The sequence below is a fragment of the Methylobacterium sp. Leaf108 genome, assembly GCF_001423265.1.
Lineage (GTDB): Bacteria > Pseudomonadota > Alphaproteobacteria > Rhizobiales > Beijerinckiaceae > Methylobacterium.
In genome coordinates, this window is sequence record NZ_LMND01000030.1 from 183,774 (window position 1) to 199,942 (window position 16,169).

A 16,169-nucleotide genomic window follows, 5' to 3' on the forward strand; every position below is an offset into this window, starting at 1 on the left:
ATCGTCGCCGGGGCAGGAGGGCGCATCGCGACGGGGCGAGACGGTGCCGGTGAACCGCCTCCGCCGGCCGCCGCGGTCAGTTCCGGCGCAGCAGGCGCTCGAAGTAGTCGAGCTCCTCGCGCGGCCGGCTCGGGTCGCCGAGCTTGCGCCGCAACTCCTCCATAATCCGGCGGGTGCGCTGAACCCCCGATTCGTCGGCGGTAGGAACCCGGACGTTGCCGCCGGAGGTGTCGCGTCCCTTGGTCGGGCGGCCGAGCGGATCGTCGTCGCGCGAGCCGGCCTGGCCCTGCTGGCTCGGGGACTTGCCGCCCTCCTGCTGGCCCTCGCCCTCGCCCTCGCCCTCGGCCATCTCCTGGCGCTGCTGCTGCATCCCCTCGGCACCGCGCTTGAGCCCGTCGAGCGCACGCCCCTGGGCATCGACGGCGTCGCCCTCCCGACCCTGGCCCAGGGCGTCCTCGGCCTCGCGCATGGCCTCCTCGGCATCGGACAGGCCTTCCTCGCCCTGCATGCCGAGTTCCTTCATGCGGCGTTGCAGGTCCTCCAGGCGCTCGCGCAGGGCCTGCTGGCGCTGGCCGGGGCCGCCTTGTCCCTGCCCTTGCCCCTGCTGGCCCTGGCCCTTTTCGCCCTTCTGTCCCTGACCCTGCTGGCCCTGGCCTTGTTGACCCTGGCCCTGTTGACCCTGCTGGCCCTGCCCTCCGGGCTGCTGCTGGCCCTGCTGGCCGTTGCGGGGGCGCGGCTGGCCGCGCTTGGCCTGTCCGTCCTTGAAGGTCTCGTCGCGCAGGCCCTGCTGCTCGCGCGCCATCCTGTCGAGATCCTCGGCCTGCTTGTCCATCTCGCGGGACCGGGGGTCGGACTTGCCGCCCTGCTCGGCGGTCTGGAGGTTCTCGAGGATGCCGCGCAGCTGCTCGAGCAGGCGCTGGGCCTCGGCGGTGTCGCCGCGCTTCATCGCCTCGGCCATGTCCTCGATCATCTTGTTGAGATCGTCGGGCGTGACGCTCTTGGCGTTCTGGTCCTTCTGGCCGCGCTCGTTGGGCTTTCGCGGCTCCTTGCCCTGGCGCTCGGCCATCTCCTTCATGAACTTGTCGAGGGCCTGCTTGAGGGCGTCGGTGAGCGCCTTGACCTCCTCGTCGGGGGCATTGCGGGCGATCGCCTCCTTGAGGCGGTCCTGGGCCGCCCGCAGCGACTTCTCGGCGTCCGACAGGTCGCCGTCCTCGATCTTGAGGGCCATCTCCCACAGGAGGTCGGCGACCTCCGTCAGGGCCTCGTCGGTCCGGGCCGCCTTGAGGCGCCGCGAGGCGGTGCGCAGCCCGAGGAAGACGGCGGGCTCGGGCGTGAACCTGTCGGGCGCGATCATGAGGGCGTCGAGGGCGGTCTGGACCCGGGCGCGGCTCTCGTCGGGGGCCGTGACGAGGCGGCGACGCTCCTCGGCGAGCGCCCGCGCCAGCGGCTTCTGGAACGGCCGCGCCGGCAGGGTCATCTCGACGCCCTGGCTGCGTGCCTCCTGCTCGGCCTCGTCCTTCACCGTCAGGGTGAAGCGCACGCGAGCACCGGACCAGGGATTGTCGGTGAGGTCGACGAGGGTCTTGGTGTCGGTCTCGCCGCTGGCGTCTCCGGGCAGGGCCAGGGCGATGCGGGGCGGCGGGACCAGCGAGCGGCCGGGCTTGAGCGGCTCCACTACGCCTTCGGCCGAGACGATGCCGTAGTCGTCCCGGGCGCGGTAGCTCAGGTTGAAGGTGCCGCGGCCGTTCACCTCGGGCGTCCCCACGGCTTCGATGACGGGCGCGTCGTCCGGAATCGTCTCGATCACGAGGCGCTGCACCGGCGTGCCCGGCGTCTCGATCGTCAGATCGGCCGTTCCGCCGGTGAGCTTGAAGCGGTCCTCGCGCAGGTCGGGCCGCGGCTCCTTGCCCGGCAGGGACTGCAAGCCGGACCGGACGCCGAGCCTGGCCTCGCCCTGTCCGGCGATCCGCACGATCAGGGTAGAATTGATCGGCGCGCGCAGGCGCTGCTCGGCCTCGCCTAGGGCCACCACCAGGGGGGGCATGCGCGTGTAGAGCGGCGGGTCGATCCATCCGTCGACCCGGAAGCTCGGACCGGCCGAGACGGGCGCCCGCCAGTCGAAGGCCGCGCCGACACGCTGGCGCCACTCCGGCCCGGCGACGAACAGGCTGGCTGCCGCCGTGACCAGGACCGCCGCGCGCAGCGCGAAGGGATCGCGACGGGGCATCGCCGGCCGCGGCGGCGACACCGTCAGCGTCGCGATGGCGGCCACGGCGCGGCGGCGGTGGAGCTCCCAGAGCGCCTGCGTGGCCGGGTCACCGGTCCCGACGGCGAGGGTGTCCTCGATGGCGGAGGCGGGGTTGTGGGCCAGGGCACCGCTGCCGGACGCAGCGTTGCGGTCGAGCCGCGCCAGCGCCTCGCGTCGGCTCGGGCGGGCGATCCGCGCCAGCGGCAGAAGCCCGGCGACGAGGGCGATGACGAAGAGGGCGAGCCCCACCATCCGGCCGAAGGGGGGGAGGTCGAGCCACAGCCCGAGCCAGGACGCGGCGAGGAAGGCCAGGACCACGGCGATCCCGCGCCACATGACCGGCCAGACCCGCTCCCAGACCGTGGCCGCGCCCGCACGGGCCACCAGGCGGTCGAGGCGGCTGCGCTCGGTTTCGGACGCGCTCATGGGCGCCGCTCCCTCGTCCGCCCTGCCGCTCTCTCGCGCCTCGCCCATGCTTCGACGGCTCCCCGGGCGGCCACCGACACCGGCGGCCACGCTGCGTGAGCCTAGCATGGTGGCCGGACCCGACCATCGGGTCAAATCCGCTCAGGGACTCCCGCGGGGGGGCGCCCCGTTTACGCGCGGCGGCGTTTCACCGGGCCAGCCAGTCCGGCAGGCGGTCGAGCCCGATGAGTTCGTCGTAAGTCTGACGCGGGCGCACGATCGCGGCGGCTTCGCCGCGCACCAGCACCTCCGGCACCAGCGGACGGGTGTTGTAGGTCCCGGCCTGGACCGCCCCATAGGCGCCCGCGCTCATCACCGCGACGAGGTCGCCGGCCTTCAGTTCGGGCATCTCGCGGTTCAGGGCGATGTAGTCGCCGCTTTCGCACACCGGCCCGACGAGGTCGGCCACGACGAGCGGGGTCTGGGCCGTCGGCTCGACCACCGGCCTCACCCCGTGGAAGGCGTCGTAGAGGGTCGGTCGGATGAGGTCGTTCATGGCCGCGTCGACGATGACGAAGGTGCGGCCCTCCGTGCGCTTCACGTAGAGGACACGGGTGAGGAGGATGCCGGCGTTGCCGGCGATCATCCGGCCGATCTCGAAGACCGGCCGCAGGCCGAGCGGCCGGAAATGCGGACGCAGCATCGCCGCGAAGGCCGCCGGATCGGGCGGCGGCGCATCGTCGTCGCGGTAGGGAATGCCGAGGCCGCCGCCGAAGTCGATGTGGCGGAGGCGATGCCCGTCGGCGAGCAGGTCGCGGGCGAGGCCGGCGAGCAGCCCGGCGGCGCGGTCGAACGGCGCCAGGTCGGTGATCTGGCTGCCGATGTGCATGTCGACGCCCGCGACCGCGACCGCGGGCAGGGTGGCGGCCTTGGCGTAGACGGCGCGGGCGCGGCCGATCGGGATGCCGAACTTGTTCTCCGACTTGCCGGTGGAGATCTTGGCGTGCGTGCCGGCATCGACGTCGGGATTGACGCGGATCGAGACCGGCGCGGTGGCGCCGAGGCTCGCGGCCACCATCGAGAGCGTCTCGAGTTCCGGCTCGCTCTCGACGTTGAAGCAGAGGATGCCGGCCTCGAGGGCGGCACGCATCTCCACCGGGGTCTTGCCCACACCCGAGAACACGATCTTGCGAGGATCGACCCCGGCCGCCAACGCCCGGCGCAATTCGCCCTCCGAGACGATGTCCATGCCGGCTCCGCTCCGGGCCAGGGTCGTCAGCACGGCCTGGTTGGAGTTGGCCTTCATGGCATAGCAGACGAGGGCGTCGTCACCGTCGAAGGCCTCGGCGAAGACCCGGTAGTGCCGCTCCAGGGTGGCGGTGGAATAGCAGTAGAACGGCGTGCCGACGGTCTCGGCCAGATCGCCGAGGTCGACGTCCTCCGCCTTCAGGCGACCGTCGCGGTACTGGAAATGGTGCATCGGATACGCGGCGCTCGCCTCGTGAGAGCCCCGGCGGGCGCGGGCGAAGCGGCGGGCCGGGGTGAAGTCGGGACGGTCTCTTCACCTTCGGGCGCCGCACGGGTCGACACCGACGATCCCGAGGGTCAGAGCAGCGGGTCGAGGATGAAGGGGTCCTTCGGGATCGTGTAGCCGCGTTTGGCGCCCCGCGACGTGGTCAACGGCGTGTCGAAGCCTCCGCCCGCCACCGCTGCCGGGCTCAGCTCGTCGCCGTCCTGGACCGCGGTGGGCACGGCGACGGCAGCGGCGGGAAGGGCGCGGCTGGTCGCCGAGCCGGGGGGCACGGAGCCGTTCGGCGGCGCTTCGAGGCCGCCGCGTCGCCCGCAGGCCGAAACGGCGAGGGCGACGAAGCCGAGCGCGACGAGAGGGGTCAACGGGCGGAAACGAAGAGGCATCGACGACGGGGTCCGGTAGTGACAGGCGAACACCTTAGCCGTTGCCGGGCCGCGAGGCGAGGACGACGACCCGGCTTTGCGATGGCCGGACGTCCCGGCGCGGGAGAAACCGGGGATGAGCCCGTCGCGCCCGCGTCATCGCCGCCGACCCGAGGGCCGTCGCGACCGGAACCGCCCGGGCGTCAGCCCTTCTTCTCGGTGCCCTTCTTGTCGCCGCCCTTCTGGTAGGCGTCGATGGCGCGGCGGCAGTTCTCGCTCAGCTTCGTCCAGTTGGTCTGGAAGCACTTGTCCATGGCCGGATCGTCCGGGGACAGGTTGCCGCAATAGCTCAGGTAGTCGCCGGTGCAGTATTTCTTGAGGGTCTCGTTACCGCGCTTGGTCTGCGGAGCCGCCTGGGCCATCGCCTGGACGGCGGGCAGGGACAATCCGGCAGCGAGGATCACGGCGAGCGATGTCAGCTTCAGGGACATATGAGGTCGGATCCGTCTCGAAAGGGCGTGGCTGATGATCGTGGGCCTGCGCGACCCGATGATGGGCCGTCATGGTCGAAACAAGGCGCCGGGGTGGTGATGCCGTGAACTGGCGGCCTTCTACGCCGCGACCCCCGGTCGCCGCAACGGTCCGATCCGATCAGGGCGGTGACGATCGGGTCGCCGGGCCGGGCATGGTGAACGCCGCCACGGAGGGCAGGCGTTCGGAGCGGACCAGGGCCTCGGCCACCGCCACGATGCTCTCGCGCAGCGCCGCGTTCTGTGCCTCGATTCCCGTTCCGGCATGGCCCGTGGCCGCTTCGGCGACGGCCAGGCGCGCACGCAGGGCCTCGCACTCGGCCGCGAGTTCCGCAATCCGCATCTGCGGGTCGGTCGCCGGTTCGAGGGTCGCGACGGGGAAGGGCCCGTAGGATCTGGCCGTCGCATCCCGGTTCGTCGCAGGCGCTTCAAGATCCTGCGCCTCGTGATCCTGCGCCTCGTGATCCTGGGCGTCGGAATCCTGCGGCGCGGCCTCCCGCGGCTGCGGGCGACGGCGGCTCAGGAGGAGTTCGTCCAGCAGCGTGCGATGGGCCTCCTCGAGGATGCCGAGGGTCGCGACGCCGACGGCGAGATCGGAGCGGGAGGTGGCCAGATCGCCCGCGATGCCGTCGCGCTCGCTCCGGACGGCGGCGATCTCGCCCTCCCTGACGGTGATGAGGGCCTCGCGCTCCGAGACGGTCCTGGCCAGCGCCGCGGCCTCCAGGGTGCGCACGCCGATGGTCGCCATGTCGGCGTGCTTGGTGGCCCCCACCGCCTGCATGCGCTGCTCCATCCGCGTCCGCTCGACGGCGAACTGCGCGCGCAGGTAGTCCTTCTCGGCGGCGGCCTCGACGCCGGTGAGCGGGAACAGCGTCGCCATCCGGCGCCGGGCCAGCCGCCCGGCCCGGGCATTCACCGCAGGCAGCAGGAGGAGCGCGGTCAGGCTTGCCAGGAGGAAGCCGAACGCGAAGATCAGGATGGTTTCGATCACGCGGAAACGCTCATCACACCCGTGCTGGTGACCATCGGCCGACGCGACGCCCGACGCGCCCGGACGATCCTTAATTCACGTCGGCGCGCGGCGGGCAAGTCGGCCGGCCACACGACCCATTCCGACCTCGGCGGGTTCGCGTCGGCACGCCAACGCTTCATCCCGCTGGGATCCCTGTTCCGTCCCAGGTGTTCGCCGCGAGACCGGTGACCGCTTTTGCGCAACCCGCTTCGTGCTCAGAACGGGTTCCAGGTCGGCCAGCTGGTGAACTTGAGATAGCCGATGTTGATGCCGAAGCGGGCGCCGACACCCGTCCGGATCGGTACGACGATGATCCCGTCCGAGGTGGTGGCGCTCATGCCGATCCCGCCGACGAGGAAGGCCGAGCCGTCGACCCCTCCGAAGCGGCGGTAGAGCTTCGCCACCGACGGCAGGTTGTAGATCAGCATCATCGTCCGGTCGCCGTCGCCGCCGACGTCGAAGCCGATGCTGGGACCCTGCCAGTAGATCCGGCGCTGGCCGGCGTTGCGGGTGTAGAGCGTCCCCTCGCCGTAGCGGACGCCGCCGACGATGGCGCCGGAGGCCTCCTGCCCGAGAATGTAGCCGTTGGGCTCGCCCCACCGCTTCGTGGCCTCCTCCACCGCGCGTCCGAGGCCGCGCGACACCGAGCCGAAGAACCGGTGGCCGGAGTCGACGATCTCGCGGGGGCGGAACGAGCCCGGGTCGCCGTCGTCCGCCGGCTGTGCGGCCACGGCTCCGGCGCCGTAGAGATAGGCCGCGGCCGCGAGCAGGGGCAGGCCCAGGAGGCGACGCCGTCCGCGATCGAGTGGGGCAGGGCAGGTCCGTTGATCCGACATCGGTCTCGTCATCCGCGCTGGGGACCGTTCCGAACGGGCAGGGTCCGCGTCACAAGGGCCACGTGAAGGGTATCTCGCCGGTGAGGTCTGAGGGATACGCCCGGCGGGGCGTCGAACCGGCGGGTCCGCCATCGGACCCCACTCTGAATTGATGACTCGGGACTCGGCAAGATGTGGTTAACAAGGCGTGGTTGCATGGGGCTGTTCGGCGCCGCGGCGTGGCCGCTCCGGCCTTCGGACGGCCATTCCGGGTCGCCGCCCGTCGCCCCGGCCGATCTCCTCGCCCTGCGCGGGTTCGACGTGGTGACCTATTTCCTCGACGGGGCGGCGCCGAGGCCCGGCCGGCCCGATCTCGAGTGGGCCTGGAAGGGGCGCGCCTGGCGTTTCGTCAGCGCCGCCAACCGCACCGTGTTTCGCGAGGCTCCGGCCACCTATGCCCCGCGCCTCGACGGGTTCGACCCGGTCGCGATGGCCCAGGGGCGCCTCGTCGAGGCCGACCCGCTGGTGTTCGCACGCCTGCCCTTCGGGGCAGCAGAGCCGCTCTACCTGTTCCGCCACGACGCCAACCGTGCCGCCGCCCGGCAACAGCCGGGCATCGTCGCCGAGGCCGAGGCGCGCTGGCCGTCCCTGCGCGGCCTCATCGACCTGCGGTTCCCCGACTGACCGCTCCCACCCGTCCTCAGACCATCTGCTTGCGGGCGAAGACCGAGAGCGAGAAGGCGATCCCGGCGCCGGCGACGATGAGGCTGGTCATGAGGAGGCGGCGCGGCTGCTGGGCGGACTGGGCCATCACCGGCTCGACGACGGTGGTGAAGAACTCCACCTGCCGCGACGCGACGATGCGCGAGCGCTCATAGGCCGCCAGCACCTTCGCGTAGTACTTTTCGGCATCCTTGCGGTCGTTGTCCAAGGCCTCGAAGCGCGTCAGGGCATCGGCCAGGATCCGGCGGCGCTCGGGCGCGACGCTGGTCGACTGCTGCTCGATGCGGGCGATGTTGTCGTCGAGGTCCCTGATCTGGGACTTGATGTCCTGGATGCGGCGCGATTCCGGCCCGAGGTCGCGTTGGCCGAGGCTGAGCTGTACCGCGAGGTTGATGCGGGCCGTGCGCAGATCGCCGATGACCTTGAGGTTGGCCTCGTTGGTCTTCTGCGCATCGAGCACGCCCTCTCGGTTTCGCAGGGCGGCGACCTCGATGCGGATCTTCGTCATGCGCTCCTCGGCGAGCTTCAGCTCGCGGGCGCTCTCGGCGACGGCATCCTCCCGCGCCTTGACGCTCAGCGCGTTCACCATGCGCTCGCTCTCCGCGAGGATCGCCTGCGTCAGCGCCAGGGATTCGGCGGCATCGAAGGCCGTCACCGACAAGGCGAGAATGCCGGAATTGGTCTCGATTTCGATCTCGACGCGCCGGTTCCAGTACTTGAGGAATCTCTCGATCGGCTTGTCGATGTTGAAGCGCGACAGGTAGTCGATGTCGTCGCGGGCGAACATCTGGCGCACGGGCAGGGTGGCTTCGAGGGCCTCGATCATCGGGCGGCTGCTGATGTAGTTCATCACCAGCAGGCTGTCCTGGACGACCATCAGGGACGAACTGGTCCCGTTGTTGGTGCCGACCTGGTCGGGACTGGCCTTCTCCACGTTGCCGAGCGCGGGGCGCAGGGCGAAGCGGGCATGGGTCTCGTATTGATCCGAGGCGATGACGCCATAATAGAGCGCCCCGAGAACGGCGGGGATCAGGAACACGAACACGAACAGGATCGGGATGACCACGTCGCGCTTGACGTGGGTCTGGTACGACCGGATGCCCTTCTTGCGGTCGACGAAGCGGGAGACCCGGGCGACCTGCTTGAGCGATTCGGCGACCGCGTTCGAGCGGTCGGCGGTGCTCAGCGGCTGCCCCTGGGGGTTGCGGATGTCGATGGTCATGAACCCCGGTCTTCCGATCTGTTGGTCACGGGCAGGGTCTCCGCGTCAGGCTCGCGCTGCACGCCCGGCACGTTCGGCCTCGCGAGGCCACCGAGCGTCGCCGCAGCCTCCGCCTAGGGGCAGCACGCGGCAAAACCATGGCCGGATCGCGGCCGGCCGGGCGGTCAGGCGTTCAAGCGCCGGTAGACCTCGACCGCGTCGTTGATGTCCTCGTAGACGATCGCCCGCCCGTTGATGATCACTATGCCCTGGGTGCACCATTCCCGCAGGGTCTCCATGGAGTGCGAGACCATGATCACGTCCGCGTTCTGTCGACGGGCGGCGAAGGCCTCGGTGCAGCGCCGCTGGAATCGGGAATCGCCTACGGCCGTGACCTCGTCGATGAGATAGCAATCGAACGGGATCGCCATGCTCATGCCGAACGCGAGGCGCGAGCCCATGCCTGAGGAATAGGTCTTGATCGGTACGTCGAGGTAGCTGCCGAGCTCGGAGAAATCCTCGACGAACTCGAGCACCTTCCTCGGGTCCTCGCCGTAGATCCTGGCGACGAAGATGACGTTCTCGCGGCCCGTCATGGCGGGATGGAACCCACCGGCGAACCCGAGCGGCCAAGACACCCTCAGGTTGCGATGGATCTTCCCCCGCGTCGCGTCCTCCGTACCGGAGATCAGCCGCATGGTGGTGGACTTGCCGGCACCGTTGATGCCCAAAATGCCATAGCTGGTTCCGGGCCGAAGGGTGAAGGACGCTCGCTCCAGGATGGTGCGGCGATGGCCGTTGGTCCGGTAGATCTTGGTGACGTTCTCGAAGCGGATCACCGTCGGATATGCTCCTGAAGGCGACGCGGCTCACCGGAGTCGGATCGCGTGGCAGACTCATGCTGCGATGAAAGCGGCGATTCTGAGAATGTCCGGTCTGCCCCTCGGCCTGGACGATCGGCTCCGGTCGCTGGCGTCTCTTGCTCGCGAGCGCCTTGCACCAGAGCGCCGCGCCTTGTACAGCACGCCACCCGATGCCGAGGCGTCGCCGCTGCGACGCGGCGGTCGCATCCCGCATAGGGCCCGGAGGGGTGGCCGAGTGGTTGAAGGCGCACGCCTGGAAAGTGTGTATACCGGAAACGGTATCGCGGGTTCGAATCCCGCTCCCTCCGCCAAGTGGCTATAAACCACTGTAAATAAACGGTTTTTAGCTCTCGATCCGAAACCGCGTGCTGACACTGTGTCACCGTGGCTGTGGGGAGCGAGGCCAGCGGTGCGACGCGCCGAGTATCTGCAATGCCGCCGTGGCCGTTGGTACGTGCGTCTCAGAGTCCCAGCCCATCTCGTGCCGCTCGTCGGACAGCAGCATCTCGTCCGGTCGCTTGATACGGACAGCGAGGCCGTGGCTAACGGACGACGGTGGATCGCTCTCTCACTGCTTTGGGATTGGATCGGTGCACAAACCGTCTCGGACGGCTGGGAACCCGCCTGGGCGGCTGGTCTGACCGGATTCAAACGGTGCTCTGACGAGCCCAGACCCAAAGGAAGCGCGGCGAACTCTGCCTTTGAGCATCCCGGTCACGAAATACGTCACACTCGACGTGCACCCAAGGGACGGTCCGAGAAAGATACTATCCTCATCATGATGGAACGTTGGTTGGGAGAAATCGAGGGCACCCAGAAGAAACAGTCGCTGATGCAGCACGCATTGGCAGTCAAAGAGTTCACTGAGTCGCATACTCAGAAAATCGCCGTTCACAAGGTAAATCGTCTCAAGGCTGGCACCTACGTCAGCGACGTACTATTGCAGTCGGGTGTCTCGCAAAAGACGGCGAACAGAAAAATCAGTTCGCTTTCATCTATGTGGCGTTGGCTCATCAAGCGGGGCTTCGTCGAAGACAATCCTTGGCAAAGTCAAGGCAGTTTCGGAAATGCAAATAAACTCGATAGCGCGAAACGCGCCTATACCTCACAGGAGCTAATATATCTTCTGGAAGCCAATCCTATTCGAGTAGTAGGCCAACGCTACGGTACTGTGCTTTACGACCTCATACGGCTAGGACTGCTGACAGGTTGCCGGATTGGCGAACTCTGTGAGCTACGAGTTGACGATGTGATCATCGATCAGCAGGCATTGCGCATAACATGCGGCAAGACAAAAAATTCCCGACGTATAATGCCAGTGCACCTACTCGCATGGCCTATCATACAGCGCCGCGTAGCAAGCTCAACCGACGGCTGGGTGATCTCTGGATTGACGCCCGGAGGGCCGGACGGAAAGCGAAGCTGGATCGTTGTGAAGCGCTTTACAACTTTTAGGTAAATAGTTCTGGGACCAAGCAAAGAAGTCGATTTTCACAGTTTTAGGCGGTGCTTCGCGACCTACCTTGAGCGCGCTTCCACACATACAAAGGCAGTGAACAGCAGTGTCATTGCTGAGCTTATGGGACACTCAAAATCTACGCTTGCGTTGGCTGTTTATTCCTCAGGGCTAATTCCAAAACAACTACGAACAGGTATCAATGCATTGAGTCTCGTGATGGAGCCTGACGTTATATCCTGTTTGAAAATTTGCACTATTGAGACGCTTATTGACATACCGTTAGAAGCTCCACGCCGTTGAAATCCTGCCCGTGAGGCTCATGTCACAAGCCATCAGCAGCCCTGGCTCGTCGCCTTGAGCAGAAGCAAGTCGCCTCCAGCATATTTCGAACGCAGATTGGTGCAACTGTCTAACTGATAAAAATCATAAAATCGTAGGGGGCGACACTTGAGCGTATACGATAGCACAAGCTTCATTAAGGGTATAAAAATCCATCCTGAGAACTTCTATATTATTCACTATAGCTGTCAAAGTCTTTATGACGACAATGAAGCGCTTTCCCCGCGCATCACTTCAATCGCTATTACGCATTATGCTACCGAACAAACAGTTAGCTTCTCTACTCACTCAATTGCCGAGGAACTTCATATTCAGCGCGATCAAGTAAAAGATCAGTTCGATATCGTAGAACTAAAGTTATTAAAAGATTTCTATGGGTTCATCCGTGATCGAAGGGACAAATATTGGATTCACTGGAATATGCGTAACTTGACCTATGGCTTTGAACACCTTGAACACAGATACAGAGTTCTCGGGGGCAATGACGCACCTATCATACCCGTTGAGAGACGCCTTAATCTAAATGACTTGCTGTCAGATCGGTATGGCGGCGGCTATGCAGCGCACCCGAAGATGAAGTCATTAATGGAGTTGAATGGCGGAGCGCACCGGCACTTCCTGACGGGCGACGAAGAAGTTCGTGCATTTCAAAATAATGAATTTATTAGAATGCACAACTCTACGCTCGCGAAAGTAGGATTTTTCTTTCACGTCATTCGTTTATTTGCAAAGGGGAAACTTAAAACGGCATCTCGCGGATGGGGCGTCGCGCTCGAACGAATCTTTGAGAGCAGAACAGCAAAATCTGTGGGTCTTATTGGAACCATCATCACCATCGGCGTCGGCCTATGGCAAACGGGCATTTGGATTGGCTTTTGGAGCTAGTGCTCAAATAGGTTTGTATTTAATAGAAATAAGCTTTAGATTTAAAGATGCAGCCAGTCTTCCGCCACGGTGTCTGGCTGAGCTCCGAGGTCGCGGCAATGTTGCTCGATGCGGTCTTGGATCTCGGTGAGGCGGTCGAAATACCGGTTGACGATGGGTTCGTCGCCGAGCCGCCAGAAGTGCTTTGCCGACTGGAATTCGGGCGTGCAGGGCGGCAGGGAGGCGAACCGCAGACCTTTCCACGCGCGGTCCGGGTCAGTGTCCCAGCCGGCATCATCGAGCGGCAGGGTGATGGTGCGTCGTGGATCTGCGCCGGCCGCGCGGGCGAACAATGCCGACAGGCGCTCGACGACCGGCTTGGTGACGCCGTTGCCGAAGCCAGCGCGACACGCAACCGGTCACGGCGGCCACCTCCGGCATCGTCTGTCCCCGGACCCCGGAAGCCAGATCGCCTGGTCGTGCAGCGCCGCGCACGCGTCCTTATTCGTACGCGCCCGCCGGCCCGATTCCTCGACGCTCGGATGGTCGACGATGTGAGCCTTGTCCGCCTCCGCAAGACAATGCCGAGGCTAGATCCATGATCCCCTGAAGAGGAATCCCACCCGGATCAATCCGCCGAAACCAGTGTCATTCCCACTCGATCGTACCGGGGGGCTTCGAGGTGATGTCGTAGGTCACCCGGTTGATGCCCTTGACCTCGTTGATGATCCGGGTGGCGACGCGGCCGAGGAAGGTCATGTCGAAGGGATAGAAATCCGCCGTCATGCCGTCGACGGAGGTGACCGCGCGGAGCGCACAGACGTGGTCGTAGGTGCGGCCGTCGCCCATCACGCCCACCGTCTTGACCGGCAGGATCACCGCGAAGGCCTGCCAGATGGTGTCGTAGAGGCCGGCCTTGCGGATCTCATCGAGATAGATCGCGTCGGCCTTGCGCAGGGCGTCGAGCTTCTCGCCCGTGATGACGCCGGGGCAGCGGATGGCCAGCCCCGGGCCGGGGAAGGGGTGGCGGCCGACGAAGGCCTCGGGCAGCCCGAGCTCCTTGCCGAGCACCCGGACCTCGTCCTTGAACAATTCACGCAGGGGCTCGACGAGCTGCATGTTCATGCGCTCGGGCAGGCCGCCGACGTTGTGGTGGCTCTTGATGGTGACGCTGGGGCCGCCGGTGAACGAGACGCTCTCGATCACGTCGGGGTAGAGGGTGCCCTGGGCGAGGAAGCGGGCGCCGCCGATCTTCTTCGCTTCGGCGTCGAACACGTCGATGAACAGGCGCCCGATGGTCTTGCGCTTGATCTCGGGGTCGCTGACGCCCTCCAGCTCGCCCAGGAACAGGTCCTGCGCCTGCACGTGCACGAGCGGGATGTTGTAGTGGTCGCGAAACAGTCGCACGACCTCCTCGGCCTCGCCCATGCGCAGCAGGCCGTGGTCCACGAACACGCAGGTGAGCTGGTCGCCGATGGCCTCGTGGATCAGGACCGCCGCCACCGAGGAATCGACGCCTCCCGAGAGGCCGCAGATGACCTTCTCCGTGCCCACCTGCTCGCGAATCTTGGCGATCGCCTCCTCGCGGTAGGCGCCCATGGTCCAGTCGCCCGAGCAGCCGGCGATGTCGCGCACGAAGTTGCGAATCAGGAGCGCCCCGTGGGGCGTGTGCGCCACCTCCGGGTGGAACTGGACCGCGTAGTAGTTCCGCGCCTCGTCCGCGACGGCGGCGAAGGGCGCGTTCTTCGACATGGCGACGGTGGTGAAGCCGTCGGGCAGCTTGGTGACGCGGTCGCCGTGGCTCATCCAGACGGGGTAGTGCTCGCCCACGTGCCAGACGCCCTTGAACAGGGGACAATCCGACAGGATCTCGATCTCGGCGCGGCCGAACTCGGCATGGTGCCCGGCCTCGACCTCGCCGCCGAGCTGGGCCGCCATGGTCTGCTGGCCGTAGCAGATTCCGAACACCGGCACGCCCGAATCGAAGATGACCTGCGGCGTGCGGGGCGAGGCGTCCGTCGTCACCGATTCCGGCCCGCCCGATAGGATCACGCCCTTGGGGATCGCATCCGCGAAGGCTTCGGCCGCTTTCGTGAAGGGCACGATCTCGCAATAGACGCCCTCCTCGCGCACCCGCCGCGCGATGAGCTGCGTCACCTGGGAGCCGAAGTCGACGATGAGGATCTTGTCGTGGTCGGTATTCATGGACCCGGAGTTAGACGAGGCGCCTCGCGGGTGCAACGCGCCCGCTCACGTCCGCGCGACCGGGCCCGAGGATTAATCGGGCGTTCATGCCCGGTCGGCGAAACGGCGCCCCCCAGCAACGAACAGGAGCCTCAGTCCATGAGAGCAACCATCCTCGGGATCGCCGCCATCGCCCTCGCCGGTCTCGCCATGCCGGCCCAGGCCGCGCCCTTGAGCGTCGGCACCGGGTTCGCGCCGGACAATGCCATCGAACAGGCTCGTGTCGTGCGGCGCACCGTGGTGCGCGGTCCCCGCTGCAAGACGGTGATCACCAAACGTCGCGGGCCGCTCGGCCGCGTCACGGTGGTGCGCAAGCGCCAGTGCTTCTAATCGATGCGGCGCCGTCCCGAATGACGGCGCCCCACCCATGACGAGGATGGTCCCGTCACCACGGGGCCATCCGATCCGGCCCGGGCGGACGTCCCTCAGGCGGAGTCCGACACCCGCCGCGACGGCGTCTCCGGCGCGGCCTTGAACTTGAACAGCCCCATCACCTTAGCGGCCACCGGCACGATCAGGTACTGGGCGACCGGGATCGTCGCCGCCCCGATGGCGAGCCCGAGCACCCCCGACAGGGCGGCCGTGACGAGCCATTCCACGACCGCGGCCATGGCCGGGACCAGGCCCGCCGCCCACAGGGCCGCCGCGTGGACGATGTGGCTCGGCCCCTTCACGCCGTAGTCCTCGAGGCCGTGCAGGATGATGCCGCCGCCGACCCAGAGCATCGCCGCCGTGCCCACGATGGCGAGGACGGTGAGGAAATACGGCATGGCGACCACGAGGCCGCGCCCGAACCCTCGGGTGATCGGCGCCAGGCCGCGATCGGCTCCCGAGGGAGCGGCCGTGACCAAAACGGTCCGCAGGCCGAGCAGGCTCGAGGCCGGACGGTCGTTCACGGCCAGCGCCATCCCGGCGTCGTCGGCCTTCACGATGAGGGCAACGAACCCGTAGACGAGGAGGGTCACGCCCAGCGCCACGACGGCGAGGATGGTCGCCTGCATCGTCACGGACGTCGTGCCGAGGGAGGCGAGCGTCAGGGCCATGACCTCGGCCGAGAGGATGAAATCGGTCTGGATGGCGCTGCGGACGCGCTGGTCCTCCTGGGCCTTGGCGTCCTCCTTGGAGGCGCCGATCGCCGTCTCGTGGCGTTCGGCCTGATGCGGCATGACGGCGTGCAGCACCTTCTCCGCGCCCTCGTAGCAGAGGTAGATGCCGCCGAGCATGAGCAGGGGCGTGATCGCCCAGGGCGCGAAGAAGCTCAGCGCCAGGGCGCCGGGAAGCAGGAACAGGAACTTGTTCTTCAGCGATCCCATCGCGATCCGGCCGACGATCGGCACCTCGCGGGCGGCGGCGAAGCCGACGACGTAGCGCGGCGTGACGGCGGCGTCGTCGATGACGATGCCCAGCGCCTTGGTCCCGGCCTTGGCCGATTGCGCGGCGACGTCGTCCAGGGAGGCGGCGGCGACCTTGGCCAGCGCCACCACGTCGTCGATGATTGCGATCAGCCCGATACTCAACGGCGTTGTCCTTCAGATCTGTCTGCGGCCGGCCGGCGGCCGCCCGGTGCGCACGA

General features: G+C 67.0%; 15 protein-coding genes and 1 tRNA gene. 5 read left to right on the forward strand and 11 right to left on the reverse strand.

Features of this window, described 5'->3' with window-relative positions; all coding sequences use genetic code 11:
• Positions 1 to 76: 76 nt before the first annotated feature.
• From ASF39_RS13775 to ASF39_RS13800, 6 genes are all read right to left on the reverse strand, one after another.
• The gene (locus ASF39_RS13775; RefSeq protein ID WP_156648498.1) at positions 77 to 2,674 is read right to left on the reverse strand and encodes a TIGR02302 family protein; all 2,598 of its coding nucleotides are present in this window, start codon (positions 2,672 to 2,674) and stop codon (positions 77 to 79) included.
• 187 nt (positions 2,675 to 2,861) lie between these two features.
• Complete coding sequence (gene lysA / locus ASF39_RS13780; RefSeq protein WP_056284805.1) at positions 2,862 to 4,133, reverse strand: diaminopimelate decarboxylase; 1,272 nt, start codon at positions 4,131 to 4,133, stop codon at positions 2,862 to 2,864.
• A gap of 125 nt (positions 4,134 to 4,258) precedes the next feature.
• Positions 4,259 to 4,567, reverse strand: coding sequence for a lipoprotein (locus tag ASF39_RS13785; RefSeq protein WP_056284808.1), 309 nt, complete (start codon positions 4,565 to 4,567; stop codon positions 4,259 to 4,261).
• A 182-nt stretch (positions 4,568 to 4,749) separates the two neighbouring features.
• Complete coding sequence (locus ASF39_RS13790; RefSeq protein WP_056284811.1) at positions 4,750 to 5,037, reverse strand: hypothetical protein; 288 nt, start codon at positions 5,035 to 5,037, stop codon at positions 4,750 to 4,752.
• 160 nt (positions 5,038 to 5,197) lie between these two features.
• Entirely contained in the window at positions 5,198 to 6,067 is an 870-nt protein-coding gene (locus ASF39_RS13795) for a hypothetical protein (RefSeq protein WP_056284815.1), read from the reverse strand.
• A gap of 236 nt (positions 6,068 to 6,303) precedes the next feature.
• On the reverse strand, positions 6,304 to 6,924 hold the full coding sequence (locus tag ASF39_RS13800) for a DUF1134 domain-containing protein (protein WP_056284817.1): 621 nt from the start codon (positions 6,922 to 6,924) through the stop codon (positions 6,304 to 6,306).
• Positions 6,925 to 7,119: 195 nt separating this feature from the next.
• Here ASF39_RS13800 and ASF39_RS13805 point away from each other — a divergent pair, with 195 nt between their 5' ends.
• The gene (locus ASF39_RS13805; RefSeq protein ID WP_244472406.1) at positions 7,120 to 7,587 is read left to right on the forward strand and encodes a hypothetical protein; all 468 of its coding nucleotides are present in this window, start codon (positions 7,120 to 7,122) and stop codon (positions 7,585 to 7,587) included.
• A gap of 16 nt (positions 7,588 to 7,603) precedes the next feature.
• Here ASF39_RS13805 and ASF39_RS13810 read toward each other — a convergent pair whose 3' ends face one another.
• Together ASF39_RS13810 and ASF39_RS13815 are read right to left on the reverse strand one after the other, a co-directional pair.
• On the reverse strand, positions 7,604 to 8,848 hold the full coding sequence (locus ASF39_RS13810) for a hypothetical protein (protein WP_055884070.1): 1,245 nt from the start codon (positions 8,846 to 8,848) through the stop codon (positions 7,604 to 7,606).
• Positions 8,849 to 9,012: 164 nt separating this feature from the next.
• Positions 9,013 to 9,666 carry an ABC transporter ATP-binding protein gene (locus ASF39_RS13815; RefSeq protein WP_055884068.1) on the reverse strand — a complete coding sequence of 218 codons (654 nt, stop codon included), beginning with the start codon at positions 9,664 to 9,666 and terminating at the stop codon, positions 9,013 to 9,015.
• 245 nt (positions 9,667 to 9,911) lie between these two features.
• On the opposite strand from ASF39_RS13815, the gene ASF39_RS13820 reads away from it, so the two are divergent.
• The 3 genes from ASF39_RS13820 to ASF39_RS20670 all read left to right on the forward strand — a co-directional run bounded on the left by ASF39_RS13820 (position 9,912) and on the right by ASF39_RS20670 (position 12,373).
• Positions 9,912 to 10,001: transfer RNA gene (locus ASF39_RS13820), tRNA-Ser, on the forward strand.
• A gap of 467 nt (positions 10,002 to 10,468) precedes the next feature.
• Complete coding sequence (locus tag ASF39_RS20665) at positions 10,469 to 11,149, forward strand: tyrosine-type recombinase/integrase (RefSeq protein WP_082494573.1); 681 nt, start codon at positions 10,469 to 10,471, stop codon at positions 11,147 to 11,149.
• A 447-nt stretch (positions 11,150 to 11,596) separates the two neighbouring features.
• Positions 11,597 to 12,373, forward strand: a complete 777-nt coding sequence (locus tag ASF39_RS20670) for a hypothetical protein (protein ID WP_082494574.1) — start codon at positions 11,597 to 11,599, stop codon at positions 12,371 to 12,373.
• 41 nt (positions 12,374 to 12,414) lie between these two features.
• Here ASF39_RS20670 and ASF39_RS13825 read toward each other — a convergent pair whose 3' ends face one another.
• Both ASF39_RS13825 and guaA read right to left on the reverse strand, forming a co-directional pair.
• The gene (locus tag ASF39_RS13825; protein WP_056284820.1) at positions 12,415 to 12,705 is read right to left on the reverse strand and encodes a hypothetical protein; all 291 of its coding nucleotides are present in this window, start codon (positions 12,703 to 12,705) and stop codon (positions 12,415 to 12,417) included.
• Between the two features lie 295 nt (positions 12,706 to 13,000).
• The gene (guaA, locus tag ASF39_RS13830) at positions 13,001 to 14,557 is read right to left on the reverse strand and encodes a glutamine-hydrolyzing GMP synthase (protein ID WP_056284823.1); all 1,557 of its coding nucleotides are present in this window, start codon (positions 14,555 to 14,557) and stop codon (positions 13,001 to 13,003) included.
• A 138-nt stretch (positions 14,558 to 14,695) separates the two neighbouring features.
• Here guaA and ASF39_RS13835 point away from each other — a divergent pair, with 138 nt between their 5' ends.
• Positions 14,696 to 14,926: a hypothetical protein gene (locus ASF39_RS13835; RefSeq protein WP_055884062.1), complete on the forward strand. Its 231-nt coding sequence runs from the start codon at positions 14,696 to 14,698 to the stop codon at positions 14,924 to 14,926.
• Between the two features lie 95 nt (positions 14,927 to 15,021).
• Here ASF39_RS13835 and ASF39_RS13840 read toward each other — a convergent pair whose 3' ends face one another.
• Positions 15,022 to 16,113: a DUF808 domain-containing protein gene (locus ASF39_RS13840; protein WP_056284826.1), complete on the reverse strand. Its 1,092-nt coding sequence runs from the start codon at positions 16,111 to 16,113 to the stop codon at positions 15,022 to 15,024.
• Positions 16,114 to 16,169 lie beyond the last annotated feature (56 nt).

Bases quoted from the DNA above. Each gene is read 5' to 3' on its own strand.
- ASF39_RS13775 (WP_156648498.1), bottom strand. From the start codon at position 2,674: ATGAGCGCGTCCGAAACCGAGCGCAGCCGCCTCGACCGCCTGGTGGCC.
- ASF39_RS13800 (WP_056284817.1), bottom strand. From the start codon at position 6,924: ATGTCGGATCAACGGACCTGCCCTGCCCCACTCGATCGCGGACGGCGT.
- ASF39_RS13805 (WP_244472406.1), top strand. From the start codon at position 7,120: ATGGGGCTGTTCGGCGCCGCGGCGTGGCCGCTCCGGCCTTCGGACGGC.
- ASF39_RS13785 (WP_056284808.1), bottom strand. From the start codon at position 4,567: ATGCCTCTTCGTTTCCGCCCGTTGACCCCTCTCGTCGCGCTCGGCTTC.
- ASF39_RS13835 (WP_055884062.1), top strand. From the start codon at position 14,696: ATGAGAGCAACCATCCTCGGGATCGCCGCCATCGCCCTCGCCGGTCTC.
- ASF39_RS13790 (WP_056284811.1), bottom strand. From the start codon at position 5,037: ATGTCCCTGAAGCTGACATCGCTCGCCGTGATCCTCGCTGCCGGATTG.
- ASF39_RS20665 (WP_082494573.1), top strand. From the start codon at position 10,469: ATGATGGAACGTTGGTTGGGAGAAATCGAGGGCACCCAGAAGAAACAG.
- ASF39_RS13810 (WP_055884070.1), bottom strand. From the start codon at position 8,848: ATGACCATCGACATCCGCAACCCCCAGGGGCAGCCGCTGAGCACCGCC.
- guaA (WP_056284823.1), bottom strand. From the start codon at position 14,557: ATGAATACCGACCACGACAAGATCCTCATCGTCGACTTCGGCTCCCAG.
- lysA (WP_056284805.1), bottom strand. From the start codon at position 4,133: ATGCACCATTTCCAGTACCGCGACGGTCGCCTGAAGGCGGAGGACGTC.